Source organism: Geosporobacter ferrireducens, from assembly GCF_001750685.1.
GTDB lineage: Bacteria > Bacillota > Clostridia > Peptostreptococcales > Thermotaleaceae > Geosporobacter > Geosporobacter ferrireducens.
The window spans coordinates 2,599,531-2,626,465 of sequence record NZ_CP017269.1; the positions used below are offsets into that span (position 1 = coordinate 2,599,531).

The following is a 26,935-nucleotide window of genomic DNA, read 5'->3' on the forward strand; positions in this document are numbered from 1 at the left end:
AGCATCTTTTCTTTTCTTTAGAGCTGTAGATCATTCAAATCCTCTAGCAGCTTTTCCAAGTCGCAGCCATGTACCCTCGCTGCAATTTCTAAAGACTCTGATCCTGCTCCATTGCAAACAGAGCAAGGCAGGCCATGCTTCTCAAAGATTTCAAATACATCCTCATGGCTGTAAAGTACTTCGGAAATCATCATATCCTTCTGATAAACCATCTTATCCCCTCCCAACCACCATAAATCTTTCCTAATTTAATTCTATGCAAAAACGCTGATTCCTGCTGCAATTTTATTCCAAATGGATACTGCATTCATAGACTTCTCGTTTTGGAATCCCTCTTTCTTTGGCAACGGTCTTAATGGCCTCCTTTTTATCCATACCTGTTTCCAAATATTGTGTTAAGTGCTCTTGAATCGATAAATTTTCCCAAGCGTATGCCTTTTGTTTCCGATCTTCTGGATTTGCTCCAGCGACCATTAACACCATTTCTCCCTTTGGCTCCTTCTGCTCAAAATGCACTTCCAGCGTTTCCAACTCTCCCCGTAGAATCTCCTCATGCTTTTTTGTCAGTTCCCGGGCTACTACTGCATGTCGATTTCCCAGTACCTGTTTCAGATCCTGGAGGGTTGCGCGAATACGGTGCGGCGCTTCATAAAATATGAGGGTACGGTCTTCTCCTTTAATTGCTTCTAATCGTTTCTTTTTTTTCTTCTTATCCCTATCCAGGAATCCTTCAAAGGTAAATTTATCCGTAGAAAGCCCTGAAGCTACTAAAGCAGTTACAAAAGCAGCCGCACCTGGCAGTACCTCCACTGTCACTTCATTTTCCACACACAGCTTTACCAAATCCGCACCAGGGTCCGATATGCCTGGCATCCCTGCATCAGAGACAAGGGCTATATTTTCTCCCGCAATCAATTTCTCCAGTAAAACCTTCCCTTTTCCTTCCCGGTTATGCTCATGGTAACTGGTAAGAGGTTTTTGAATGTCATAGTGATTCAACAGCTTAATCGTATGCCGGGTATCTTCTGCTGCGATTAAATCCACTTCTTTTAAAATCCGCAATACTCTTAGGGTGATATCCTCCAGGTTGCCAATGGGGGTTGGGCATATGTATAGCTTCCCATAATCCTCTTTCATTACTCCACATCCTTATTCTCATCCATACAATCCCTACCGTAGATGCCATGGATTTCCTCGGTATAGCTGCCATCTTCCTCATAAACGTAGAGAGGATCCATGAATTTTAACTCGGGTTTTCCATATTTCACACACTGCAGCAGCAATATATTGGGCTTTTTACTTTTATTGGGATGAACAAACCTTATTTTTTTCGGCTCCAGCTTGTACTGCCTGCACAAATAAATAATATCCACTAAGCGATGGGGTCTATGAACCATATAAAAATGTCCTCTATCTTTTACCAGCCTAGACGCCACACGAATGACATCCTCCAAGGTACACTTGACTTCATGTCGTGAGATGGCTTTCATACTTTCCGGATTCAACAATCCTCCACCCTCATTCATATAAGGAGGATTTGAAGTCACTGCATCAAAGGAATAGGGCTCTAAGTCCTCTACGACCTTATTCAAATCCTGGGGCATAATTCTGACCCGTTTCTCCAGCCGGTTAAGCCTCACGCTCCTTGCAGCCATTTCTGCTACTTCTTCTTGTATTTCAACACCAATAATCTCTTTGGCCTGGGTTTTTCCTGCCAGGAGGATTGGTATGATCCCTGTGCCTGTCCCTAAATCAATCACGCTCCAATCCTTACGGATTTCACAGAAGTTGCTGAGCAATACTGCATCAATGCCAAAACAAAACCCTTCTGGATTTTGAATGAGACGCAGCCCTTTACACTGTAGATCATCCACCCGTTCCATTTCCTTAACAAGTACTTCTTCCATACAGTTCTCTCCTATAGTCCATGTTTCTACTTATTATAACACAACCCCTTCCAAACTATTAGAGGTACAGAAACTGTACCTCAGCTTATTTTCAAATAAACCCCTCATAAGCTTCCGAAACGCGGCTTTGACGAGGTCACTTCCGCTAAAGTGGCCTTGCCACGGAGCCGTGAGAATCTTATGAGGGGTTTATTATTAAGGTCAGGTATAAAAGCTATCCCTTCAATAACGCTTGATTATGGATTTAAAACCTTTTCGATCTTCTTTTCCATTGTATCTTTATTCATGGCGCCAGAAACAAAGTCTGCAATATAGCCGTCCTTATCAATAATATAGGTTGCAGGGAAAGCACTTACTCTATATTTTACCGTAACAGATCCGTCTACATCATAAAGAACAGGGAAAGTATATCCATTCTCTTCAAGAAATTGATTGACAGTAGCCGCATCCTTACTTTTCTCTGTAGCAAGCACATTTACAGCCAAAATGACTACATCCTTTTTCTGATACTGGTCATAGATTGCCTGTATGTATGGCATTTCTTGAACACAGGGCGGGCACCAAGTAGCCCAGAAATTCACAAATACAACCTTTCCTTGAAGGGAGGAAAGACTGATTTCATTCCCCTCTCTGTCCAGTAATGTAAAATCAAAAGCCTTATCCCCGACAAAAACACCTGTTTTTTCTTCTGTTGGGCTTTCATCCCCATTCGCATCTCCGGCAGGTGGCTGACTCTCTTGGGCTTGATCCTGTTTCTTTGGGTCCTCTACCGTGATCTTTCCTTTATCTGTCGGTTTTTCTCTTCTAAAAAGGCAGCCTGACAGCATGGACATCGTCAGCAGTAATACCATGATCATAAGTAGAAGTTTCATACCTTGTCTTTGACGCATACCGATCGCTCCTTTCACAGTTCCCACACCCTTCCTATGCATTGCTGGAATCAATGTCTTTAGGTCGGATGATGTTATACAACCATTATACTATATTTTCAATAAAAAAAGACCCCTTTTGAAAGGATCTTCTCTTATTTACAATTTCTAATCTTGAGGTACCGGTGCATCAACGGGACACACATTTGCACAAGCCCCACAGTCAATACACGTAGCAGCATCAATTACATACTTGTCCGCTCCGGCAGTGATTGCATCTACAGGACACTCCGGTTCGCATGCACCACAGCTGATGCATGAATCTAAAATAACATATGCCATAGGCTTCACCTCCATCTCTTGATAATCCTTATCTTCGTAAAGTATTTCCAAGAGATCTGCAAATTATGATATTCTTTTCAGAAAATATTGATGCTAATCCTCTAGATTGATGATTTCCTCATCTAGGTGCTCTTCTTCCCGTTTCATTCTTCCATTGCAGCAGCCGGTTCTTTTAATGGCACTCTTGTCGTACACTTTGATATCGTCGCTGAGCTTCTGTTCCTTCCCATCTCTTGCTTCTTCCAATATACTTCTCACCTTTGCGCATTCCAGCAAAGCATTGTTCTCAATCACAATGGCGGGCCCATCGGGTGTAATAACTTTTTCTCCTGCCTCAGGCAGCCCTTCTCTTAATCTTTGGTACATCTCGTGCTCATATTTTAAACAGCACATCAATCTTCCACAAATCCCGGAAATCTTTGTAGGGTTTAGAGATAAACTTTGTTCCTTTGCCATTTTGATAGAAACCGGCTCAAAATCTCCAAGCCAGGTTGCACAACAGAGGGATTTACCGCACGGTCCAATGCCGCCAATCATCTTTGCCTCGTCCCGAACCCCGATCTGACGCAATTCAATTCTGGTTTTAAATATGGCCGCCAAATCCTTTACCAGCTCCCGGAAGTCTACTCTGCCATCGGCTGTAAAGTAGAAGATCACTTTGTTGTTATCAAAGGTATATTCTACATCAATCAGCTTCATATCCAACTGGTGTTGGTCAATTTTCTCTAAACAAGTTGAGAAAGCTTCTTTCTCCTTCTCAAGATTTTGCTTGTTTTGCAGTTCATCCTCTACTGTAGCGATTCTTAATACTTTCTTTAAAGGGGCTACAATATCCTCTTCAGCAATCTCTTTAGGGCCTACAACTACTTCTCCGAACTCTATTCCACGGGAGGTTTCAACAACTACATTTTGTCCCTTTATTACATCTATACTGTCAGGGTCGAAATAGTAAATCTTCCCTGCTTTTTTAAATCGTATACCGACTACAAGTATCATCTTATACCTCCTGCATGCTTAAAAGCATATTTTCTATAACCAGTTGGAAATTTACATTTGCCTTAATATCCTGTTTCGTTCTTTCTATTATTTTTATAATATGACTTATTTGCTGATATCCTATACGAAGTCCACATTCTTCCAGCATAGTTTTTTTGTCCAGATTAATTAAAAAATCCTCTGAAGCAGTTTCTTTTAAAATGAGTATATCACGAAACCAGGTTAACATGAAGTCCAGCAGCTCATATACATCTTCCTTATTGCTTTCGAAAAATTCCAACATCGGAAATACACTTAACGGATCTCCTTCTAATACCTTTTCAATCACACCAATCGCAGCTTCCCGTTTTTCTAAAAAGTCAGGAGATTCTTTTAGTTGGATTGCTTTACCGATAATGCCATCTGAGAAGGCTGCATATATCTTTGACGCTTCAGAGGACATTCCGTACTTTTCTTTTAAAAACACATGTATCTGTTGTTCCCCTAGCCGATGAAATTTTATCATTTGACAACGGGATCGAATCGTTGGCAGGAATCGGTTGGCATTGATGCTGATCAAAATGACCACTGCATAGGCTGGAGGCTCCTCTAGGGTTTTTAAGAGCCTATTCTGAGCACTTTCCGTCATTTGATCCGCCTGCTGTATGATATATATTTTTTTTCTGCTTTCATAGGGTTTACGCTGTAAATCCTGCTGAAATGCCTCTATCTGTTTATTCTTTATACTCGTTCCCTCAGGTTCAATGATCATGATATCCGGATGATTATTATGATGAAATTTGATGCATGCAGCGCATGCATTACAAACATCTTGCCGGAAGTTCTTGCATACAATGGCTTGGGCAAAAGCCATTGCCATCATTCCTTTGCCCAAACCATCTGATCCGTCAAAAATATAAGCATGAGCAATTCTGTCTTTTTGTATCGCCATTGTTAGGTTTTTTATAATCTGTTCCTGTCCAAATACTTCTGAAAATCCCATCGCTTTCCTCCGCTAACCAGTGGTCACCCTATGCCTTTTCAAACTGCTCTACATCTAATACAAAAATCGTAGCACCGCCTACCTGTACTTCCACAGGATAGGACATAAATACGCCGGATGCACCCATCATAGGTGCAGCAGCAGGTGCAATTTCCTTCCTGTTCTTACAGGTAGCTTTGATGGTCTCAATGACATCCTGTACCTTTTCTTTTTCTACCCCTACCAGGAGGGTTGTATTCCCTGCTCTTAAGAAGCCTCCTGTAGAAGCCAGCTTTGTTACACGATACGCTTGATCTGTCAGCTTCTCCATTACATTATGGGTATCCTCATCATGAACAATCGCAATAATCAGTTTCATACACCCTTCTCCTTTCTATTCTTTTATTTATACTTTTACCCCTTCATTCTCTTTTCTATAGCAAGAATGATATCTTTATGAATTTCTTCAATAGACCGGCTGGCATCTACAACAACAATCCTTTGTGGATACAATGCCTTCAAGCCTTGATAGCCTTCAAATACTTTTTGGTGAAAATCCAAAGTTTCCTGTTCCAGCCGATCCTTTTCTCCCTGCTCAGTCTTCCTTTCCAGTCCGATCTCAGGACATAGCTGAAATAAAAATGTGATTTTAGGCAAGATATTTTTTACAGCAATTCGATTGACGTTCTCTACTGCCTCAATCCCTAACCCTCTTCCAATTCCTTGATATACGATGCTTGAATCTACGAATCGGTCACAAATAACCGTTTTGCCACTTTCTAACGCCGGTTGAATCACTTCTGCAACATGTTGCGCTCTTGAAGCTGCGTATAATAAGGCTTCTGTAACAGGGTCCATTTCCATGTTTTCTTTATCCAAAATAATTTCTCTAATCTTTTCGCTTATTTTCGTGCCTCCAGGTTCCCGCGTAAGAATAACCGCATGTCCTTTTTGCTCTAAATATTCAGCCAGCTTTTTTATTTGTGTTGACTTGCCTGATCCGTCAGGCCCTTCTATGGTAATAAACAAACCACCCATCCTGCACCTCTTCCTAATTGTTTATACATCTATAATTTTAATGGTCTCCAATTGATCATCCTGCATTCCAATACTGTAAATACCATAGTCCTTTAACTGTTGAACATACTCTATCATTTCTGCTGTAATCACTTCTCCCGGACAGAGGATCGGTATACCTGGAGGATAGGGTATAATATACTCTCCACTTATTTTACCAGAACTCTGTAGAAAAGCTATCTCTTTTTTCCTGCTGTATACAGCCTCCCTCGGAGTCATTTGCATATCAGGTATTCCATAGGAATACTCAGACAGCGTTATATTCTTATGGGCAATTCCTTTACCCGCCTTGATGCTGCGCAGTGCCCGAAGTAAACGGGCAAAATCCTTTTGCTCATTTCCGATAGAGGATAGTGCAACTACATTATAAATATTTGCCATCTCCACTTGAATATGGCATCGTGTCCGCAGCAATTTCTCCAATGCCGGACCGCTAATCCCTAGATCAGATAAATCAATTACGAGCTTTGTCGGGTCAATATTTTGAATCCCACTGGTTCCAATCATTTCTTTTCCTAGAATGCGTATCCCTTTCTCATTTTTCAACTCCATGTGAAATTCATTAACCGCTTCTAAGAGTTTCTCCATCAAAAATCGTCCGTCCTGCTGGGCAATTGCTCTGGCCATATCCAAAGACGCCATCAGTAAGTACGATGGACTTGTACTTTGATGTATGGACAGCATCAATCTTAACCGTTCCCGATCAATTCGATTTGACTTTACATGAAGCATAGAGCTTTGCGTAAAAGCAGGTAAGGTTTTGTGCGTACTTTGTATAACGATGTCTGCCCCGGCTTCCAGTGCTGAAATAGGTAATCTCTCATGTAGCTTTAAATGGGCGCCATGGGCTTCATCTACAATTACTATTTTATCATATTGGTGAGCAATTCTCACGATTTCCTCAATATCAGAACAAATCCCATAATAATTGGGATAAGTTAATACTACTGCCTTAATTCCAACATGGGTAGAAAGAGCTGCTTCTACAGTATCTGGCGTCAATCCTGCTGAAATCTGGAAATCATGATTCACCTTGGGATTTATATATATTGGATACAAATCTCCAAGAATTATCCCATTACTCACTGACTTGTGGCAATCCCTGGGAGCAAGAATTTGATCCTTGGGATTCGTCACAGCCATAATAGCAGATAAGACTCCACAGGAGGTACCATCTACCAAAAAGTAACTTTCGTCCGCACCAAAAAACTCTGCTGCCTTTCTCTGGGCTTCCAAGATCATTCCCTCTGGCGCATGAAGGTTATCCATACCCTCTATTTCTGTAACATCCATAGACACTAGATATTGTAAGAAGTTTTTGTAATTATATCGCTCAAAGATTTTTCCATTCTTGTGTCCCGGCACATGAAAGGATACCATGTTTCTGTTTGCTTGTTTTAGCAATTTATCTATTAAAATATTATTCTCCATAGAAACCCTCCTTGTATTTCTTATAACTTCGATATTCCCTAGAATTTTCCTTTATGTGCTATAAGAATAATTGTCATTAGAAAAGAATCAAGTCATTAACCATGGTTAATGACTTGATTCTTTATGAGGCATTCCAGATATTCTTCCCAAAGGATTTTGATTTCATTATGAAAATGATCATATCCATAATCTCCAGGACTTAAAGTAAGTATCTCCTGTTGACAGCTTTCACATATGTATTTTCCTAATATCTCTATATAATTTGTAGATTGCTTTTTACATGTAAAGCATAGGACCTCTCTCATAAACAGTACACCTACTCTCATCATTTTTTGAGATTATAACCCTATATGCTTTAGTTTATTCAGTTGCAGTCTGTCTGGTTAATCCTTTTTTTATGCTTTATTTGTATTTTATTAAGAAACCCATATGTAGTGTCATCATGCGACACAATGCACAACATGTAGAATAAAAAAGCCTCTGTGTCATCTACTGTCACAGAGGCTTTCCCTATTTTTCTACTACAAAAGATAAAATGGCGTTTTTTAATTCTTCATTGGGTTCGAAAATAAATCGGTATCGGTCACTACTTCTGGTAAATTCTCCAACATACCAATTCTCCGTGTCTTTTCCGGATACAAATTTATAGGTCTTAGCGACCTTATTATTTTCCATTTGATCATAAGTTTTAATACTTTCCAACTCACTGAGCTTTAACGATAAAAATAAATGATTAGCCCTGCCAATTACCCGCTCCATGATTAACTCATCCTGAATCAGCTTATAGTTAAAATAGGCAATCTGCCGATAAATGAGGGTAAAGCACGTGGTAATGGCAGCAATTAAGGTAACCATCCCCGCTACACTTCCGGCAATGGGGCTTATTTTGCTAAAAATACTAATCGCTATATCCATTACAACCAAAGAAGCCATAATCAGCGCCAGCAGCTTCCAAAAGGGAATTTTCTGCTGCCGAATCGTTTGTCTAATCAATAGTGCCATGTTTTGTCTCCCTACAATATCTTTTTTCTATAGTCTAAAGCATTATGTCCATGATATCATTTTCCCCGAAATTTATCAACTCTCACTGAAAAATAGCAACAAAAAAAGCCCTCTGCAGGCTTTTACCAGAAACAACTTAACGCACAACCTTTAAATATTCACGCTGAAAATAAGGATCTTCATAATAAGTAGGCTGTTGCTTCCGCGCAGCAACTTTTTTTCCCTTTTTTAGATCCTTGAGGGTTTCTGTCAATAAATAATATTGAAGGCATCCTACTGGAATACAAAGCATGATTAGAAAAATTAATTTAATAAGCATCGTACCATTCCTTTACTAGGATTTTCTATTAAAATAGAATTCTATATTTCTTTCTTTTTTCCTTCATCAAAATATTAGTAGTTTTGTCCTATTTTATGTTTTTAGCGTGTTTTCTGTCTGTTTTTGGAACCGCATGCACAACATATAGTTTACGTCATCATTTGACATACTATATATATGTGACACAAATCTTCTTTATATAGCAAAAACCCCAGAAGAAAATCCTCTGAGGTTTTTGTAAACCAGCAACGACCTACTCTCCCAAGGCGCTTCCGCCTAAGTACCATCAGCGCTGAAGGGCTTAACTGCTGTGTTCGGTATGGGAACAGGTGTGACCCCTTCGCTGTAGTCACTGGATTTTATGAAGTTAGAAGGCATATACCTTCAAAACTGAACCATGAAGTTAGAGAAAAAATACATTTGGTCAAGTCCTCGACCTATTAGTATCGGTCAGCTGAAGACATTACTGCCCTTACACCTCCGACCTATCAACCAGATAGTCTATCTGGGGTCTTACTCCTTGCGGATGGGAAATCTAATCTTGAGGGGGGCTTCGCGCTTAGATGCCTTCAGCGCTTATCCCGTCCGTACATAGCTACTCAGCCGTGCTCCTGGCGGAACAACTGATACACCAGAGGTACGTCCATCCCGGTCCTCTCGTACTAAGGACAGCTCCTCTCAAATTTCCTGCGCCCACAGCGGATAGGGACCGAACTGTCTCACGACGTTCTGAACCCAGCTCGCGTGCCTCTTTAATGGGCGAACAGCCCAACCCTTGGGACCTACTACAGCCCCAGGATGAGACGAGCCGACATCGAGGTGCCAAACCTCCCCGTCGATGTGGACTCTTGGGGGAGATAAGCCTGTTATCCCCGGGGTAGCTTTTATCCGTTGAGCGATGGCCCTTCCACTCGGAACCACCGGATCACTAAGCCCGACTTTCGTCCTTGCTCGACCTGTACGTCTCGCAATCAAGCTCCCTTCTGCCTTTACACTCTACGCGCGATTTCCAACCGCGCTGAGGGAACCTTTGGGCGCCTCCGTTACTTTTTGGGAGGCGACCGCCCCAGTCAAACTGCCCACCTGACAGTGTCCCAAAGCCGGATTCACGGCTTATGGTTAGAACTCCAGTATTACAAGAGTGGTATCCCAAGGTTGACTCCACCTAGACTGGCGTCCAAGCTTCCAAGTCTCCCACCTATCCTGTACATGCAATACCAAAATCCAGTGTCAGGCTACAGTAAAGCTCCACGGGGTCTTTCCGTCCTGCTGCGGGTAACCAGCATCTTCACTGGTACTACAATTTCACCGAGTCTATTGTTGAGACAGTGCCCAAATCGTTACGCCTTTCGTGCGGGTCGGAACTTACCCGACAAGGAATTTCGCTACCTTAGGACCGTTATAGTTACGGCCGCCGTTTACTGGGGCTTAAGTTCAGTGCTTCACCTTGCGGTTAACACGTCCCCTTAACCTTCCAGCACCGGGCAGGCGTCAGCCCCTATACATCGTCTTTCGACTTAGCAGAGACCTGTGTTTTTGTTAAACAGTCGCTTGGGCCTATTCTCTGCGGCCACCTCGGGCTTTAACACCCTACCGTGGCACCCCTTCTCCCGAAGTTACGGGGTCATTTTGCCGAGTTCCTTAACAATAGTTCTCTCGCTCGTCTTAGGATTCTCTCCTCACCTACCTGTGTCGGTTTGCGGTACGGGCACCTAGATCTAACTAGAGGCTTTTCTTGACAGTGTGGAATCAGTCAGTTCGCTACTTAAATTTCACTCCCCATCACCTTTTAGGATTGTTAGAACGGATTTGCCTATCCTAACTCCCTACGGGTTTAGACGCACACGACCAACGGTGCGCATGACCTATCCTCCTGTGTCACCCCATTGCTCAAACAATCTTCGGTGGTACAGGAATTTCAACCTGTTGTCCATCGCCTACGACTTTCGTCCTCGGCTTAGGTCCCGACTAACCCTGAGCGGACGAACCTTCCTCAGGAAACCTTAGGTTTTCGACGGGTGGGATTCTCACCCACCTCTCGCTACTCATGCCAACATTCTCTCTTGTATGCAGTCCACCACTCCTTACGGTGTGACTTCTACCCGCATACAATGCTCCCCTACCCCTGATGTAGAACCAGTACTACCCTCTAGGTTTTAGCTTTTTGGATCTTGGCGTAAGTTTTCTCGCTCTTTTAGGTAAGCTCGAAATCTTTCGCGAAGATGTCCTTCATCCCGTTAGGGATTTTCCTAAAGAATACTATTGGTTCTACATCAAGCCGTAGCTTCGGTGACAGGTTTGAGCCCCGGACATCTTTGGCGCAGGATCACTCGACTAGTGAGCTATTACGCACTCTTTAAATGAGTGGCTGCTTCTAAGCCAACATCCTAGTTGTCTGTGCAATCCCACATCCTTTTCCACTTAACCTGTACTTTGGGACCTTAGCTGACGGTCTGGGCTGTTTCCCTTTTGACCACGAAACTTATCTCACGTAGTCTGACTCCCAAATATAAGAATACGGCATTCGGAGTTTGATAAGCTTTGGTAACCGGTGAGGGCCCCTAGGCTATTCAGTGCTCTACCTCCGCATCTCTTCATTTGAGGCTAGCCCTAAAGCTATTTCGGGGAGAACCAGCTATCTCCGGGTTCGATTGGAATTTCTCCGCTATCCACAAGTCATCCCAGCCTTTTTCAACAGACATGGGTTCGGACCTCCACGAAATTTTACTTCCGCTTCATCCTGCTCATGGATAGGTCACCCGGTTTCGGGTCTACGGCATGCAACTGTATCGCCCTCTTAAGACTCGCTTTCGCTGCGGCTCCGCTGCATAACAGCTTAACCTTGCTGCATACCGTAACTCGTTGGCCCGTTCTACAAAAAGTACGCGATCGTCCATATAAAGGACTTTCACTGCTTGTAAACATAGGGTTTCAGGTTCTCTTTCACTCCCCTCCCGGGGTTCTTTTCACCTTTCCCTCACGGTACTATACGCTATCGGTCACCAGGTAGTATTTAGCCTTGGGGGGTGGTCCCCCCTGCTTCCCACAAGGTTTCACGTGTCTCGTGGTACTCTGGAGTATACTCAAGACTTTAGTCGTTTCATCTACAGGACTCTTACCTCCTATGGTGGGCCTTTCCAGACCGCTTCGACTACAACTGCCATCTCTTAACGAGTATATCCGCAACCCCAAGAAGAAATCTTCTTGGTTTGGGCTAATCCCCTTTCGCTCGCCGCTACTTAGGGAATCGAGTTTTCTTTCTCTTCCTCAGGGTACTTAGATGTTTCAGTTCCCCTGGTATGCCTCCTCACTACCTATGGATTGAGTAGTGGGTAACTGGGTATTACCCCAGCTGGGTTCCCCCATTCGGAAATCCCCGGATCAATGCCTGCTTGCGGCTTCCCGAGGCTTATCGCAGCTTACCGCGTCCTTCTTCGGCTCCTGGTGCCAAGGCATTCGCCCTATGCTCTTTATAACTTGACCAGAAATTGTATTTTGATTCTCTCTTCATTGTTCAGTTTTCAAGGTACATGTTGGTGGAGATGAGGAGGATCGAACTCCTGACCCCCTGCGTGCAAGGCAGGTGCTCTCCCAGCTGAGCTACATCCCCAACTTTTTGAAAGACTATTAGTCTCTCAAAACTAGACAGTGTAAGAAAAAGCCTTAGCTCCTTAGAAAGGAGGTGATCCAGCCGCACCTTCCGATACGGCTACCTTGTTACGACTTCACCCCAGTCACTCATTTCACCTTCGGCAGCTGCTTCCTTTCGGTTAGCCCACTGACTTCGGGTGCCCTGAGCTCCCATGGTGTGACGGGCGGTGTGTACAAGACCCGGGAACGCATTCACCGCGGCATTCTGATCCACGATTACTAGCAACTCCAGCTTCATGTGGGCGAGTTGCAGCCCACAATCCGAACTGAGACTGGCTTTTAGGATTTGCTCCGGATTACTCCTTCGCTTCCCGTTGTACCAGCCATTGTAGCACGTGTGTAGCCCAGAACATAAGGGGCATGATGATTTGACGTCATCCCCACCTTCCTCCGAGTTATCCCCGGCAGTCTCTCTAGAGTGCCCAGCTTCACCTGCTGGCAACTAAAGACAAGGGTTGCGCTCGTTGCGGGACTTAACCCAACATCTCACGACACGAGCTGACGACAACCATGCACCACCTGTCTCTCCGTCCCCGAAGGGATTTCACCCGTTACGGCTAATGCGGAGGATGTCAAGTCCTGGTAAGGTTCTTCGCGTTGCTTCGAATTAAACCACATGCTCCGCTGCTTGTGCGGGTCCCCGTCAATTCCTTTGAGTTTCACTCTTGCGAGCGTACTCCCCAGGCGGAGTGCTTAATGCGTTAGCTGCGGCACCGAGGGCTGTCGCCCCCGACACCTAGCACTCATCGTTTACGGCGTGGACTACCAGGGTATCTAATCCTGTTCGCTCCCCACGCTTTCGTGCCTCAGCGTCAGTTACAGTCCAGTAAGTCGCCTTCGCCACTGGTGTTCCTCCTAATATCTACGCATTTCACCGCTACACTAGGAATTCCACTTACCTCTCCTGCACTCAAGCCAATAAGTTTCCAAGGCTTACTACGGTTAAGCCGTAGCCTTTCACCCCAGACTTTATCGGCCGCCTACGCACCCTTTACGCCCAGTGATTCCGGATAACGCTTGCCCCCTACGTATTACCGCGGCTGCTGGCACGTAGTTAGCCGGGGCTTCCTCCTAAGGTACCGTCATTCTTCTTCCCTTAGGACAGAGCTTTACGACCCGAAAGCCTTCATCGCTCACGCGGCGTTGCTGCATCAGGGTTTCCCCCATTGTGCAATATTCCCCACTGCTGCCTCCCGTAGGAGTCTGGACCGTGTCTCAGTTCCAGTGTGGCCGATCACCCTCTCAGGTCGGCTACTGATCGTCGCCTTGGTGAGCCTTTACCTCACCAACTAGCTAATCAGACGCGGGCCCATCCTATACCGATAAATCTTTGACCGGCGCTTCATGCGAAGCATCGGTGTTATGGGGTATTAGCACACCTTTCGGTGTGTTATCCCCCTGTATAGGGCAGGTTGCCCACGCGTTACTCACCCGTCCGCCGCTAGATTGCTTCGTAGCAAGCTACTCCACAATCCCGCTCGACTTGCATGTGTTAGGCACGCCGCCAGCGTTCATCCTGAGCCAGGATCAAACTCTCAAATAAAAATTGTTTGCAACAATTTTTTCGCTAGGGAACCCTAGGTTCCCTTCGACGACTGCGGGGGCAGTCTGAGCACCCTCCTGACTGCGACAGAGGGGAATCCCCTCTGTACTCCCCATATCAAGGAAATAACTTTCCTTGATATAAAATTGCTCGCTTCGTTCAAATTATATTGAACGGGTTTGCGCTTACGCGCTATATTTGCTGGCTTTAATTCTTACACTGTTTAGTTTTCAAAGACCAATTTGCTTTGGCGTCTTAGCGACACCGACTTAAACATATTACCACATTTCTCATCTTATGTCAACACCGTTTTTCTTGGTAGTTTTTAGTACCTTTCTTTCGGCGACGACAAAGAATATCTTATCATCTTCTTGCACTCCCGTCAACCACCAGTTTTTGTTAATCTTCGGCAGTGACGACAAGAACTATCTTACCATGGTTCTTATTGCTGGTCAACTGGTATATCCTACCATACCTATCCTGCCACCCCTGAAAAGATTTTCACCTTATTATATTGTTATGAAAGTCAATCGGGCAGACACAAGGCCTGCCCCTACGATAGGCTTACTGTCAAATAGCGATGGTCTATATAAAGACATATGCGTTTATATGGTTTTATTTCATCAAAATAAAAACCGTTAGTGAATGATCCATCACTAACGGTTGAAATACTTTATTGTGTTTTCATTAAACGATCCAACAAATCCTCCGACTCTCCTTCACCAGGATCGTCGATTACTTTTTCTGTTCTTGCCAGAGAAGCAATAATCTCGCCAGGATCATTGAGTATGCTCAATTCACCTGCAAACTCCACATCCGCAACCCGCAGCGGATGTCCTGGCGTTAGAATAGATATATCTAATTCAATACGTTCAGGTATATGTTGGGGCAAGCAGCTGATATGTAGTTCTCTAAGTTGCTGCTGCACGATTCCTTCTTTGGATTCTACTTTATCCTTTCCTTTCAATAAAATTGGAATGGTGGCATGAATCTCTTTACTATAAGATACTTCTTGAAAATCAATGTGCATGATCTCATTGGTTACCGGATGGCGTTGAACATCTTTAATCATTACAGTTGCATGATCCTGATCTATACCTAAATCTAACAATACATTCGTTCCATAATTCCTTACAATTGCATCCATTTCCCTTTTATCCAGTTCTACTGTCTTATTATGTACATCATGTCCATAAATAACACCTGGTATATGTCCATGGCTTCTGATTCTATGGCAGGCTTTTGAACCGACGTCATTCCTTATACTCGCATTAAGTGCTGACTTTAACATATTCTCCCCTCCTAGGCTTCAATCTATTTGACATTATTTCCAATCTCATTTCTTTATATACTTTTCATTCATGAATTATAGAAAGGCATCGAGAGAATATGTACACGTAAGCTTTGTAAAAAAAAACTTAGGGCATATCTCACGATATGCCCTAAAAACTTTAATACAACTTTCTTAATTTTTCTTCTTCAGATACCTCTTCAACGACTACATCCTTAGACGCAGAAGCAATCAATGCAACGATTTCCTCAGGATCATGCAGTACCTCAATGTTGACGTCCGCATATACAGCTAAATCCTTTATTCTCATTGGTTCGCCAAATTTTATACTAGATGCATCTACTTCTATCATCTGCGGCAGGTGTTTGGGATAGGTTTGGATTTCCAGTTCTGTAATCTGGTGTTGTACAACAGAAACACTTGATTCTACTGCAGCCTTATTGGTCAAATGCAGCGGAATCTTTACTTTTACTTTCTCAGATGCGTCTAATTCCTGTAAATCAATATGTAGGACATTCTGCTTTATAATGTGGCGATGGATATCTTTAATAATTGCATGACGTACCTCGTCCCCAATTAACAATTCAACGCTGGCACCAACGCCATATTTACCTAACAGATGTTCCAATTCCTTTCTTGGGAAGCATACATTTTTACTTTCCTTATTATGTCCGTAAACAGTTCCCGGCACATATCCTTCACTTCGTATAACTTTCAGATGACTTTTCCCCGTGCCTGCCCTAACTTCTGATCTTAATAATGGTCTGCTCATGTTCACTTTTCCCCCTTTGGATTAGTAAGCATTTATGCCCTTATTATTATTAAAACAGATAATTCGTAATTTTTCAAATAGTTTTATTTATTTTTGTCTAGATTTTCCAGTTTTTTATAGGAATTTAATTTGATACCTCTAGTGGAATAATTTTTAGTAACTTTCAAAAACTAAACCCACTTATTATTATATGTTACAGATAGGATGATATGATGCTTCGCGACTTGCTCAACATTATAAGGTCAGAGCACAACCAAAAAGACCTTCCAGCCTCTGATATTCAATACGACAGGACAGATATTGATTACGGGTCGCTTTCTTCCTCATTGACCCGCAACATGGAAAAGATAAAGACTGCTTTCGGTAAAAGCAGCGATTTGTATGAGCGTAAAATAACTACTGCCGGAAATTATAAAATCACACTGTTTTTTATCGATGGTTTAGTTAACGAAACCGATATCAGTGCCTTTTTAATAAATTCTCTTTTAAAAAGCACCGAACAACCCCGTAATGATCAATCCATAGAGTTTTTTTCCAAGCAAATGATTCCATCTACCAACGTGATCGTAAGCCATACTTTTAAAGATGTTTACCTAAATCTATTAGATGGTTTTGTCATCGTTTTATTTGAAGGCTCCAAAAAAGCCTATGCATTGAATTTTAGCGGAGGCGAAAAGCGATCGTTAGAAGATTCCAAGCTAGAAAAAAATCTTCGCGGTCCTAGGGATGCTTTTGTTGAGGATCTGCGAACAAATACTTCTCTTATCCGTCGTAGGATAAAAAATCTAAATTTACAGATTGAAAATATGACCTTAGGCTCCAGAAGCGGCACAGGTGTCTGTATTGCCTATTTACGCGATATCGCTAATTTAAAAATTGTTGAAGAGCTTCAAAATAGACTTCTCCAAATAAACTTTGACAATATCCAGGACAGTACCTATATCGCCCATTTGATTGAAGACAATCCCTTTAGCATTTTTCCTCTGCTTTTAAAAACCGAAAAACCTGATAAAGTAGCTTCCAATCTTTTAGAAGGAAAAATCGTGCTTTTATCTGATAACAGTCCCACTGCAGTCCTGATCCCTACTGTTTTTGGGGACTATTTTCATATTCAAGATGACTACTATGATTACTTCTATATTGCCTCTATATCCAGAATGATTCGTATTTTGGGAGCTTTTTTAGCCACATTGGCTACACCTCTATATATAGCACTCACTGCAATTAATCTGGACATGCTGCCCGTAAAGCTGGCTTTGCCCTTTTCACAAATTCGGTATGTAATCCCGTTTCCTCTGGTTGTAGAAGTCATCATCATGGAAATCACCCTAGAGCTGCTCCGTGAGGCCGGACTGCGTATTCCAAGTCCTATTGGTCCTGCCATCAGTATTGTCGGAGGACTAGTGATCGGCCAAACAGCTGTGAACGCTGGATTTACCAGTCCTTTTCTGACGATTGTGGTTGCCCTGTCCGCCATTGGTTCTTTTGCTATCCCTTATGCGGATCTGGTCTCAACCTTTCGAATTGTGAAAGGATTATTGATTATTTTTTCTTCCCTATTCGGAATCTTTGGCATTGGTGCTGTCATAACGATTTTAATCATCCATATGTGCTCCCTGACTTGCTTTGGCATTCCTTATCTGGCACCCTTTTCGGAAAAAGGAATTTTGATCAGTATAAAGGATGTTTTAAGGATTCCTTTCAAGCTTTCAAAAAAGAGACACAGCTACTATAGAATTCAGGATGAAAGCAAGGTGAACTCTCATGAGTAAAGAAGTCATCAATATCATTCAGCTTCGGGCAATAATCATCACGACAATTATTGGTATTGGCGTTATTTCTCTGCCACGTACTATAGCCGTTGAGGCAGGTACAGCTTCCTGGTTGGCCTTGCTCATTGCTACACTATTAATTATTGCCAGTAAATTAATCATATTAAAGATTTTAGAATACTTTCCCGATCAAAATATTCGGGATATCGCCTTTATTCTGACAGGCAAAGGAATAGGGACGATTGTTACATTAATGTATATTCTTTATTTCTTATTATTCACCATAGGTACCGTTAGTTTTACTGCCACTGCAGTAAATACCTGGATGCTGCCGCTGACGCCAATTTTCGTTCTCCTATTTATCATATTAGGCGTAACCGCATTCTTAGCACTTCAAGGAGTTGAAGGCGTGGCTCGGTTCTGTACGACTCTACTAATTTTCAATGTTGGCTCTGTAGTAATGGTAACCATTGCATCTATTCCATATATAAAAATATTCCATATTCAACCTGTATTTCATACAGATTTTATTCATCTCTCCAAAGGTGTTGGCAGCTCATTCCTCTCTTTTTTCGGTGGCGAAGTGTTATTCATCTTTTATAAATATACTCAAAACAAGAATAAAATCAAGTCTATGGTAGTTAAAAGTCTCACTTTCGTTGGCCTGCTTTATACGGGCCTAGTAACCCTAACCATTGGTTTTTTTGGCATCGATCAGCTAAAAATTCTAATTTACCCCGTTATTAGCCTTTTTAAGTCGCTCCACCTGCGCTTAATCATACCGGAACGGCTGGAACTAGTTTTTTTAATGCTTTGGATGGCGGCTGCCTCCACCACTATCGGTGTCTTCTTTTTTTCCTGCTGTTATCTAATAAAACAGTTGATTCCCAAACTCAAATTTGGCTATATTGTCTTAATGGTATCCTTGGTTTGCCTTACTACTGGGGCATATATCCCAAATATAGAAGTAATCATAAAGTTTCTGGATTTTATCGGATATTTCGGCATTATTCCTGTTGTAATCATCCCTCTTGCACTTCTTATTATCATTTATCTGAAGAGGTGGTTCTATGATGCGAAAGCTCGTAATTCTCCTAATAATTCTTAGTATTATTGCTCTTCCTGGTTGCTGGGATTTTCGGGAAATCCAAAATCATTTTTTGATTGTGGGAATCGCTATTGACCCTCATTCTGGTTCTGAGGATTTAATGGTTTCTGCTCGGATTCCCGTTCCCTCTAGCAACCTGCAAGAGGCTTCTACACTCATGCAGGAGGCAAAAATTGTTACCCGATCCGGCAAAACCGTATTGACAGCCTTAGAGAAAATGGGAAAGGAGCTGAAAAAGAAATTATATATCGGGCATCTTCAAATCGTTGTAATCAATGAGCAAATCGCTAAAACTCATATGAAAAATATCATCGATACATTATCCAGAAACCCGCAGATCCAAAGGCATGTCTACCTATTAATAACATCCGGTGAAGCAAGAAATGTTATTTCTGCTTCCAGCTCCTTAGATACTGCCCCGATGACGGATTTAAGAAACATGTTTGATGTAAATGTCAGTAATTCCTTTATCCCTACCACCTTAGATAACTTTTTACTGGATGTAGAGAGCCATGATGCAGATCCAGCAATACCTATTATTACAACAAATAATAATACGATTTCTGTTGAAGGAATGGCTTTATTTAATGGATTTGATATGGTTGGCACTATTAATGGGGAAGAAACAAGATTTCTATCCTTGCTTCCCTATCAAAAGCACACTGAAGAATACTACCTTGTCAGAGGTCAGTATTACAACAAAAATCCTCAAGACGTGTTTTCTATACGGATTGCCAATAAAAAAAGTAGTATAAAAGTTTTTTTAAAAGAGGGAAGAATCACTGCACAAGTACATATTAAATTATGGGGAGTTATTGCAGAATATCCTGAACGTCCAACGGGCACCTCTGATGAAGAGATTTATCATTTTGCCGGTAAACAATTAGAAGAGCTGCTTGAGAAAAATGGTAACAATCTTATAAAAAAGACTAAAAAATATAATACAGATATACTGCGCATCGGGAAATATGTACGTGCAAAATATCCTACCTATTGGGATCAGATTGATTGGCGCGAAGAATACAAAAAGGTCGATTTTGATATTCATATAGAAGCAGTTGTTCATTCAGCCTATACATCAAAGCTCACACGTCAATAAGTTCTAGTTCAATATTTGCAGGATGCAGATAGTGAAAATAAAGGCTAGCACTGATTAGTGCTAGCCTTCGCTTTTTTACTTTTCTCCGCATCTTTCCAGGATAATCTCCCAATGGCGGTCAATTTCTTTTTGCATATCTTCAATTAAATGTCTGTTTCCTTCTTCGAATAAGTGGCTAAATCTGCCTTGTACTTTTAGATATTCTTCAATTGGCAGTTTTGTCTTTGGCTTATAGTTTAACTTCCAATTACCGTTTTCTACTTCGAAGATCGGCCAGAAGCAAGTATCCATCGCTAATTTCGTGATTTCCATTAGCTTAGGCGTATCATATCTCCAACCTCTTGGGCATGGTGCCAAGACATTTAAGAAAGCCGGACCTTCTGTATAGATCGCTTTTTCCGCTTTGGTATGGATATCATTGAAGTTGCCGAAAGGAGCCGTTTGCGCCACATATGGAATGTGGTGCGCAGCTAAGATTGTAGCCAAGTCCTTACGATATTGCGGTTTACCTGGGATTACATCCCCAGCAGGAGATGTAGTGGTATCTGCATACTTTGGTGTTGCAGAAGATCTTTGGATACCCGTGTTCATGTAGGCCCCGTTGTCGTAGCATACATATACCATATCGTGGCCTCTCTCCATAGCGCCTGATAAAGACTGTAACCCGATATCATAAGTACCGCCGTCTCCACCGAAAGTGATAAACTTATGGGTATCCTTTACTCTGCCTCTCCTTTTCATAGCCTTGTAAGCTGCTTCCGCACCACTCACTGTAGCACCTGCGTTTTCGAATGCACTGTGGATAAAAGAGTCTTTCCAAGCAGTATATGGGTAAATACAAGTAGATACTTCAAGACATCCTGTTGCTACACCTACAACCGCTTTATCTTCCGGCTTCAGTGCACGCATCACGGCACGAGCTACTACAGAAGCTCCACAACCAGCACATAATCTATGTCCACCTGTCAAACGTTCAGGTCTTTCTGTTAATTCCTTCAAATTTACAGCCATGTCTGCACCTCCTACTCTTTTACGCCAAGGTAGTTGTACGGTGAAGAAACAACACCTGTTGCAGCAACTTCCTTGAGCTCATTGTATACTTTTTCAATATCTGTTGTTCTTACATCTCTTCCGCCTAGACCGTATACATAGCTAGTAATCTTCGGCCTTGCCTCTAAATCGTATAAAGCAGAACGTACATCCATGAAGATCGGACCGCCAGCTGCTGAGAAGGATTCAGCCTTGTCCATTACCGCAACAGCTTTTAGATGCTTTAAAGCTTCTGCTAGCTCTGCTGCCGGGAATGGTCTGAATACACGGAGCTTCAATAAACCAACTTTCATTCCTTGCGCTCTTAGTTCATCTACAACTGTTTTCGCCGTACCTGCAGTAGATCCCAATACTACAACAGCAACCTCTGCATCGTCCAACTTATATTCTTCAAAATAGCTATATTTTCTTCCTGAAAGCTTTTCAAAATCTGCGAAAACTTCAGCGATTACAGTCTTTGCGTTAAACATTGACTGTGCTTGCTCTCTCTTGTGTTCAAAGTAATGAGCGGGTAAATCCAGTGGTCCCATGGCTACAGGATTCTCACTATCCAATAGATAGAATGGTGCCATTGGTTCTCCTACGAAGTTTCTAACTTTATCTGTCTCTAAAAGCTCTATATTTTCAACAGAGTGGCTGATAATGAATCCATCTAAACATACCATTACAGGCAGTCTAACATCTTTATGCTCTCCAATCCGAACAGCCATAATCGTATTGTCATAGGCTTCTTGGTTGTCTTCTGAGAACAATTGGATCCACCCAGAATCTCTAGCGCCCATAGCGTCACTGTGATCATTATGGATATTTAATGGTCCAGACATTGCTCTATTGATCAAAGGCATAACGATTGGAAGTTTATCGGCAGATGCAATGTATAACATCTCCCACATCAATCCCATACCGTTTGCTGAAGTTGCTGTCATAACCCTAGCACCCGCTGCAGCCGCACCGATACAGGCACTCATGGCACTATGCTCACTTTCAACTGCTACAAACTCCGTATCCACTTCTCCGTTCGCAACATATGTTGAGAAGTACTGAGGCACCTCAGTGGATGGTGTAATTGGGAAAGCAGCAACTACATCAGGATTTATTTGCTTCATCGCCGTTGCTACGGCTTCGTTTCCACTTAATCTTTCTCGAATTGCCATTCTTTTTCCCCCCTCTTACTCTTCTACAACGTAATCAAATACTTTGAATGGACAGACCTCTACACAGACACCACAGCCCTTGCAATGATCATAATCTATACCAGTCATTTTTTGATCTTTTACTAAAATCGATGAATCTGGGCATACAGGGAAGCAAAGCATGCAATGCTTACACTTTTCCTCATTCCAGATTGGCTTCATAGATCGCCAAGCACCGGTCTTATATTTTTCAGCATTTCCAGCTTCATAAATAACACCACCGGGAGCTGCATCTTTCCATAGAATTTCTTCTAAATGTGAAGGCGTTGTTTTCTTGTTTGCCATTAGCCTTTCACCTCCTGTAAAGCTACTTTTAATGCACTCATGTTTCCTTCAATTACTTGAGGTTTAGATGCAAACTTGTGTTGGAAGGATTCTACCATTGACTCTAAGAACTTTTCTTCAGTCATAACGCCTGTTACCTTCACTACGGCTGCAAGCATTGGTGTATTAGGAAAATATTTTCCCAGCGTCTCCATAGATACTTTTCGCGCATCAATTGTATAGACTTTTCCTTCGTATCCACCTAATTTTGCTCTCAGTTGCTCAGGATCTTTGTCTGTATTAACGATGATTGCGCCCTCTTTTTTTAATCCTGCACATACATCTACGTCTTTGATAAGGGACTCGTCTACTACTACTACAAAGTCTGGCTCATAGATATTGCTGTGGATTCTAATTTTTTCATCACTGATTCTGTTATAAGCGGTAATCGGTGCACCCATTCTTTCCGGACCATACTCCGGAAATCCTTGAATATATTTACCAGTCATAAAAGCAGCCTCTGCCAACAATAAAGAAGCTGTCTTGGCACCTTGACCACCACGGCCATGCCAGCGGATTTCTGTCATTTGCATTGCCATTGTTTTTCCTCCCTTCATATTCCTTCAATATAATGCAAGCCTCCGTTTTGAAAGCATAAGCCCAGCAACTTTCAAAACTGTGCCTGATCAGGCAATTCTCCTTATTGTCAATTTACTGACAATTCTCGGTATACAACTGTACTATTACAGCGGTATATTTGTGTGTCTGTATTATTACAGTTTAAAACTCTACTGTAACAGTATGTATAGTTTTTATTAATTCTGGCTACAATATATTGTTACAGCTTTCAAAGCCTAGTATAACAGATGCTTTTATAAGTGTCAATATAGATATTTCCTCCATGAAAAACCTTATTTTTCCTTGGTATTTCATCAAAAACAAAAAAAATTACACCTTCGCCGCTTATGAAATAGCGAAGGTATAATATACAAATTAAACAGATTTTCTTTTATTAAAAATATTTCCTTTATTATAATAAGTATCGTAATCCTAGCATCAAGAAGATTCCTGGCACACCTAAAAATCCTGCTACCAGTGCAGTAACCGGATTAATCGCAATGCCTATCTGAAAGAAGCCACCAATAAAGTTTAAAATCAGCAACGCAATACCACCAACGATTCCATTGTACATTAACTTGATTACAATCTTAATAGGCACCAGCAAAATATATCCTACAATATATAACAGTATCAAGCCGAAGGCGTAGGCTAAAATAATATTAATCTCCATTCCAATTCCCATCCGCTTCACTCCTGGCATGTATAATCATTTTTTATCCAGACTCTATTGTTACATTATATAGAGTTTGTACGAAGAATATGTCACATTTTTAGCTTTGTGAAAAATAAAAAGGACAGCGAGAGAGTCTGTCCCACTCTCCATTCTGCCCTTGGATAAAATGTATCGATCTCTTTATGTTATTGAAGTCCATCTCGTACACCCATTTCTCTTGCCAGCTTCATGAGATAGACATATCTGGTTTTTGCCGCTTGTACTCGGTAGATCGCATAATCTACCAGATCATCATCGGTAACATTTTGAAAATATGCCTCTGCATTCTTCCATTCTTCATGGGCAATCCGAATAGTATCAATCATTTTTTCATCTTCTGACCGCAGATCAGCGCCACTGATAATTCTTGCGTAAAAATTATTAACGGCACTCAGAAACTTATTTTCCGACTCCTTATTATTTCTTGAGTATTGTGTCATTTGACCCATTTTAGTACCCCCCATGTACATTAATTCTATTTTGTATGTTATCCATATTTTGGATGATCTATACCTGTCTTCAAGGATGGAATATTTACCTTGGGTAATATCTCCAAAAAATATTTATTGATAATGATTATTAATATCACAAATGGATATATATGAGATAAGATCGCTGGTTGTACTCAATCAATGATATCTGTTAAGATCATTTGATTTATGGATTTTAGTCGGAAATGATCTATGCCTTATCCCCAAAATAAGTGGGCAAACATAAGGCCTGCTCCTACAAAAATATATTTTATTTTTAAAGCGTAAATCTATATCAAAAAGATAAATTAAAAACAATTCAATAATAAGGAGGATTTTTTTATGCAACATCAATTACCTAAACTGGACTATGCTTATGATGCCCTTGAACCGCATATTGATCAGCTAACAATGGAAATCCATTACTCCCGGCATCATGCTGCCTATGTCAATAATTTAAATAATGCATTGGAAAACTATAAAGATTTACAAGCATTATCTTTAGAAGAATTGCTTAAATCTCTAGATCAGTTACCCGAGTCAATTTATTGGCCTGTACGAAATAACGGCGGCGGCCACTTCAATCACACCCTCTTTTGGTCACTGCTAAGTCCGAATGGCGGCGGCCATCCCTCTGGGGAACTGGCAGAAAAGATTAAAGATACCTTTGGAACCTTTGAACAATTTCAAGACCTTTTTAATAAGGCAGCCCTCTCCCGATTTGGCAGTGGCTGGGCATGGCTGGTTCTTCATCCCGACGGTTCCATATCCGTAGTTTCCACACCAAATCAGGATAACCCCGTCTCAGATGGCTTACAGCCAATCTTAGGGTTGGACGTATGGGAACATGCTTATTACTTAAAATATATGAACAAGCGCCCTGATTATATAAATGCTTGGTGGAATGTTGTAAACTGGGACGCTGTTGAAAAACGTTATCAGCTTTTAAAAAAATAATCTTTTTACGCACTTCAGAATTTTGTATGAGAATAAAAAACAAGAATAATATAGAAAGAGGCTGCGAGGGAATGATCCCATGCAGCCTCTTTCTATTGGGAAGACAAAACAATATAGATGGGGTTGGTGATTGCTACCAGCGAATCCTCTTCATCATCAGTGATTTTATGATGCAGCTCAATCCGATACCATCCAGTATCATGGACTACCTTCTCAAAATATAGGTTTAATTTCTCCTTTGGCGGACACGAATATTTTTTGAGGATATACCCATCTTGAATAATTCTTAATTCCAGTTCCTCTTCTGTATTAGTCACACCTATATGAAATTCAACGACTTGATTCTCTGAGGGCACAATCTCCTCCCCGATCATATAGGTTTTTCCTTTGTATATGGCGTTAAAGTCTACCATCGGCCCTGCAGTCATAAAAACTTTTCCACTTTTTATTCCTTGAAGCAGTGCTTCTTGGGACAGGTTTTCACAGTAAATGTAATTTAGCAGACTGCCCAATCTTTTTGCATATAGGTCAAAACTGTGAAGATCACTCCCCGCCACAGCAGTTAATCGATATCCTTGATTCAGCAGATCATTCCATAAACTTCTAGCCATTTCGTTGCTTCTAGTATTTTTTAAAAGCCATGGCGCATTCCATATTTCTATGGCATCCACCTGATGATAATCAATTCCCTGATAGTTCCAGCTGACTTGACCATTATGATTTAATATACGGGGATGGTTGATGCAGAAAATACCGCCTTTACTGCGCGTATCTTTAATGATATCAAAAATGGTTCTATTACGGTAACCGATACGCCAATCAATCCAATCATCGATCCCCAAGGCATTGGCATGCCCCCTCGGTGTAGTCACCTCCACCCCCGGAATCAGCAGAATATCCTTATGTCTTTTAAAATATTGCCAGCTGCTGATCGTATTATGGTCAGTAATTGCAATAAAATCCAACTGGTTTTCCCGGGCTGCTTTAATGATTTCCTTTACCGGCTCTTTCCCGTCACTTTCTTGGGAGTGTATGTGCAAATCTCCTCTATACCATCTTTTCTCATTCGATACGATATGCTTTTTTTGTGTTGGTTTTTTTATAGCAAATCGGCTGACAGTGTTGTTATCATAATATATTTCTATACTGAGATGATATTTACAAATTGCAAATACTTCTACGCTGTCAATTTCAGCAATCCATCGTCCTTTAGGAATATTGCCAAATAGTGCCCCCGGAGATGCACAAGTAGGTGTAATGAATATTTCGATCTCATTTTTTTTGATATTGGCAGTATATTTTCCGATTCCTCGAAATCTTCGATAATCATAAAGCTGTAGGTAAAGTATGTTTTTAGGCTCTTTATTATATTGTAAATGAACATAAATCTTTGTAGCTCCTTCTTTAACTTCAAAGGGAAATTGAAAGTATTTTTTTTGATCTCTGGTTGAGAAAACTCCCTGGTAACGATATACTACCGGACTCGCTTCTGTTAAATGGGCCAGGTCACGCATCTATAACATCCCTT

Annotated in this window: 26 protein-coding genes, 1 tRNA gene and 3 rRNA genes; 4 read left to right on the plus strand and 26 right to left on the minus strand. The window is 41.5% G+C overall.

The genetic code is table 11. The features are described 5' to 3' along the window. Nucleotides 1–17: 17 nt before the first annotated feature. From Gferi_RS12165 to Gferi_RS12255, 19 genes are all read right to left on the minus strand, one after another. Nucleotides 18–212 (minus strand): DUF1858 domain-containing protein, encoded by a 195-nt coding sequence (locus tag Gferi_RS12165; protein ID WP_069976867.1) that lies wholly within the window; start codon nt 210–212, stop codon nt 18–20. A 73-nt stretch (nt 213–285) separates the two neighbouring features. Further along, complete coding sequence (rsmI, locus tag Gferi_RS12170; protein WP_069976877.1) at nt 286–1,137, minus strand: 16S rRNA (cytidine(1402)-2'-O)-methyltransferase; 852 nt, start codon at nt 1,135–1,137, stop codon at nt 286–288. Next, nucleotides 1,137–1,907 carry a tRNA1(Val) (adenine(37)-N6)-methyltransferase gene (locus tag Gferi_RS12175; RefSeq protein ID WP_069976884.1) on the minus strand — a complete coding sequence of 257 codons (771 nt, stop codon included), beginning with the start codon at nt 1,905–1,907 and terminating at the stop codon, nt 1,137–1,139. The genes rsmI and Gferi_RS12175 overlap by 1 nt, the downstream gene beginning before the upstream one ends. Before the next feature lie 236 nt (nt 1,908–2,143). After that, nucleotides 2,144–2,797, minus strand: coding sequence for a TlpA family protein disulfide reductase (locus tag Gferi_RS12180; protein WP_169832991.1), 654 nt, complete (start codon nt 2,795–2,797; stop codon nt 2,144–2,146). A gap of 147 nt (nt 2,798–2,944) precedes the next feature. Further along, a complete protein-coding gene (locus Gferi_RS12185; RefSeq protein ID WP_069976892.1) occupies nt 2,945–3,118 on the minus strand; it encodes a DUF362 domain-containing protein in 174 nt (57 codons plus the stop codon). 93 nt (nt 3,119–3,211) lie between these two features. After that, nucleotides 3,212–4,114, minus strand: coding sequence for a PSP1 domain-containing protein (locus Gferi_RS12190; protein ID WP_069976894.1), 903 nt, complete (start codon nt 4,112–4,114; stop codon nt 3,212–3,214). 1 nt (nt 4,115) lies between these two features. Continuing rightward, entirely contained in the window at nt 4,116–5,096 is a 981-nt protein-coding gene (gene holB, locus Gferi_RS12195) for a DNA polymerase III subunit delta' (RefSeq protein WP_069976896.1), read from the minus strand. Between the two features lie 28 nt (nt 5,097–5,124). Beyond that, nucleotides 5,125–5,454 (minus strand): cyclic-di-AMP receptor, encoded by a 330-nt coding sequence (locus tag Gferi_RS12200; RefSeq protein ID WP_069976898.1) that lies wholly within the window; start codon nt 5,452–5,454, stop codon nt 5,125–5,127. 35 nt (nt 5,455–5,489) lie between these two features. Further along, a complete protein-coding gene (gene tmk / locus Gferi_RS12205; RefSeq protein WP_069976900.1) occupies nt 5,490–6,113 on the minus strand; it encodes a dTMP kinase in 624 nt (207 codons plus the stop codon). Between the two features lie 21 nt (nt 6,114–6,134). Beyond that, a complete protein-coding gene (locus tag Gferi_RS12210; protein WP_069976902.1) occupies nt 6,135–7,583 on the minus strand; it encodes an aminotransferase class I/II-fold pyridoxal phosphate-dependent enzyme in 1,449 nt (482 codons plus the stop codon). Between the two features lie 95 nt (nt 7,584–7,678). Then, on the minus strand, nt 7,679–7,888 hold the full coding sequence (locus Gferi_RS12215; protein WP_169832992.1) for a sigma factor G inhibitor Gin: 210 nt from the start codon (nt 7,886–7,888) through the stop codon (nt 7,679–7,681). A gap of 205 nt (nt 7,889–8,093) precedes the next feature. Then, a complete protein-coding gene (locus Gferi_RS12220; protein WP_069976906.1) occupies nt 8,094–8,585 on the minus strand; it encodes a hypothetical protein in 492 nt (163 codons plus the stop codon). A 136-nt stretch (nt 8,586–8,721) separates the two neighbouring features. Next, entirely contained in the window at nt 8,722–8,904 is a 183-nt protein-coding gene (locus Gferi_RS12225; RefSeq protein WP_069976907.1) for a hypothetical protein, read from the minus strand. 240 nt (nt 8,905–9,144) lie between these two features. After that, a 5S ribosomal RNA gene (gene rrf / locus Gferi_RS12230) occupies nt 9,145–9,261 on the minus strand. 63 nt (nt 9,262–9,324) lie between these two features. Then, nucleotides 9,325–12,387, minus strand: a 23S ribosomal RNA gene (locus tag Gferi_RS12235). Nucleotides 12,388–12,438: 51 nt separating this feature from the next. Then, nucleotides 12,439–12,514: transfer RNA gene (locus Gferi_RS12240), tRNA-Ala, on the minus strand. 65 nt (nt 12,515–12,579) lie between these two features. After that, nucleotides 12,580–14,098, minus strand: a 16S ribosomal RNA gene (locus tag Gferi_RS12245). The 16S, 23S and 5S rRNA genes sit together here with 1 tRNA gene alongside, the layout of an rRNA operon. 673 nt (nt 14,099–14,771) lie before the next feature. Continuing rightward, nucleotides 14,772–15,389 carry a 50S ribosomal protein L25 gene (locus Gferi_RS12250; protein ID WP_069976908.1) on the minus strand — a complete coding sequence of 206 codons (618 nt, stop codon included), beginning with the start codon at nt 15,387–15,389 and terminating at the stop codon, nt 14,772–14,774. Between the two features lie 160 nt (nt 15,390–15,549). Next, nucleotides 15,550–16,161: a 50S ribosomal protein L25 gene (locus Gferi_RS12255; RefSeq protein WP_069976914.1), complete on the minus strand. Its 612-nt coding sequence runs from the start codon at nt 16,159–16,161 to the stop codon at nt 15,550–15,552. Nucleotides 16,162–16,370: 209 nt separating this feature from the next. Between Gferi_RS12255 and Gferi_RS12260 the strand changes: the two genes are divergently transcribed. The 3 genes from Gferi_RS12260 to Gferi_RS12270 are packed head-to-tail and all read left to right on the plus strand — an operon-like array spanning nt 16,371 to nt 20,140. Continuing rightward, on the plus strand, nt 16,371–17,933 hold the full coding sequence (locus tag Gferi_RS12260; protein WP_083273527.1) for a spore germination protein: 1,563 nt from the start codon (nt 16,371–16,373) through the stop codon (nt 17,931–17,933). Then, entirely contained in the window at nt 17,926–19,041 is a 1,116-nt protein-coding gene (locus Gferi_RS12265; protein ID WP_069976918.1) for a GerAB/ArcD/ProY family transporter, read from the plus strand. Before Gferi_RS12260 ends, Gferi_RS12265 begins: the two co-directional genes overlap by 8 nt. Continuing rightward, a complete protein-coding gene (locus tag Gferi_RS12270) occupies nt 19,004–20,140 on the plus strand; it encodes a Ger(x)C family spore germination protein (RefSeq protein ID WP_083273528.1) in 1,137 nt (378 codons plus the stop codon). Before Gferi_RS12265 ends, Gferi_RS12270 begins: the two co-directional genes overlap by 38 nt. Nucleotides 20,141–20,215: 75 nt before the next feature. On the opposite strand, the gene Gferi_RS12275 is transcribed toward Gferi_RS12270, so the two are convergent. The 6 genes from Gferi_RS12275 to Gferi_RS12300 form a co-directional block, all read right to left on the minus strand. Then, nucleotides 20,216–21,151 (minus strand): thiamine pyrophosphate-dependent enzyme, encoded by a 936-nt coding sequence (locus Gferi_RS12275; RefSeq protein ID WP_069976921.1) that lies wholly within the window; start codon nt 21,149–21,151, stop codon nt 20,216–20,218. An 11-nt stretch (nt 21,152–21,162) separates the two neighbouring features. Beyond that, complete coding sequence (locus Gferi_RS12280; RefSeq protein ID WP_069976924.1) at nt 21,163–22,344, minus strand: pyruvate ferredoxin oxidoreductase; 1,182 nt, start codon at nt 22,342–22,344, stop codon at nt 21,163–21,165. Between the two features lie 15 nt (nt 22,345–22,359). Then, complete coding sequence (locus Gferi_RS12285) at nt 22,360–22,668, minus strand: 4Fe-4S binding protein (RefSeq protein ID WP_069976926.1); 309 nt, start codon at nt 22,666–22,668, stop codon at nt 22,360–22,362. Beyond that, nucleotides 22,668–23,246 carry a 2-oxoacid:acceptor oxidoreductase family protein gene (locus tag Gferi_RS12290; RefSeq protein ID WP_069976928.1) on the minus strand — a complete coding sequence of 193 codons (579 nt, stop codon included), beginning with the start codon at nt 23,244–23,246 and terminating at the stop codon, nt 22,668–22,670. The genes Gferi_RS12285 and Gferi_RS12290 overlap by 1 nt, the downstream gene beginning before the upstream one ends. Before the next feature lie 431 nt (nt 23,247–23,677). Next, on the minus strand, nt 23,678–23,950 hold the full coding sequence (locus tag Gferi_RS12295; protein WP_069976930.1) for a pro-sigmaK processing inhibitor BofA family protein: 273 nt from the start codon (nt 23,948–23,950) through the stop codon (nt 23,678–23,680). Nucleotides 23,951–24,126: 176 nt separating this feature from the next. Then, nucleotides 24,127–24,429, minus strand: a complete 303-nt coding sequence (locus Gferi_RS12300; RefSeq protein WP_236932726.1) for a YaaL family protein — start codon at nt 24,427–24,429, stop codon at nt 24,127–24,129. Between the two features lie 363 nt (nt 24,430–24,792). Between Gferi_RS12300 and Gferi_RS12305 the strand changes: the two genes are divergently transcribed. After that, a complete protein-coding gene (locus tag Gferi_RS12305; protein ID WP_069976933.1) occupies nt 24,793–25,407 on the plus strand; it encodes a superoxide dismutase in 615 nt (204 codons plus the stop codon). A gap of 92 nt (nt 25,408–25,499) precedes the next feature. On the opposite strand, the gene Gferi_RS12310 is transcribed toward Gferi_RS12305, so the two are convergent. After that, the gene (locus Gferi_RS12310; RefSeq protein WP_069976935.1) at nt 25,500–26,921 is read right to left on the minus strand and encodes a CehA/McbA family metallohydrolase; all 1,422 of its coding nucleotides are present in this window, start codon (nt 26,919–26,921) and stop codon (nt 25,500–25,502) included. Between the last annotated feature and the right edge of the window lie 14 nt (nt 26,922–26,935).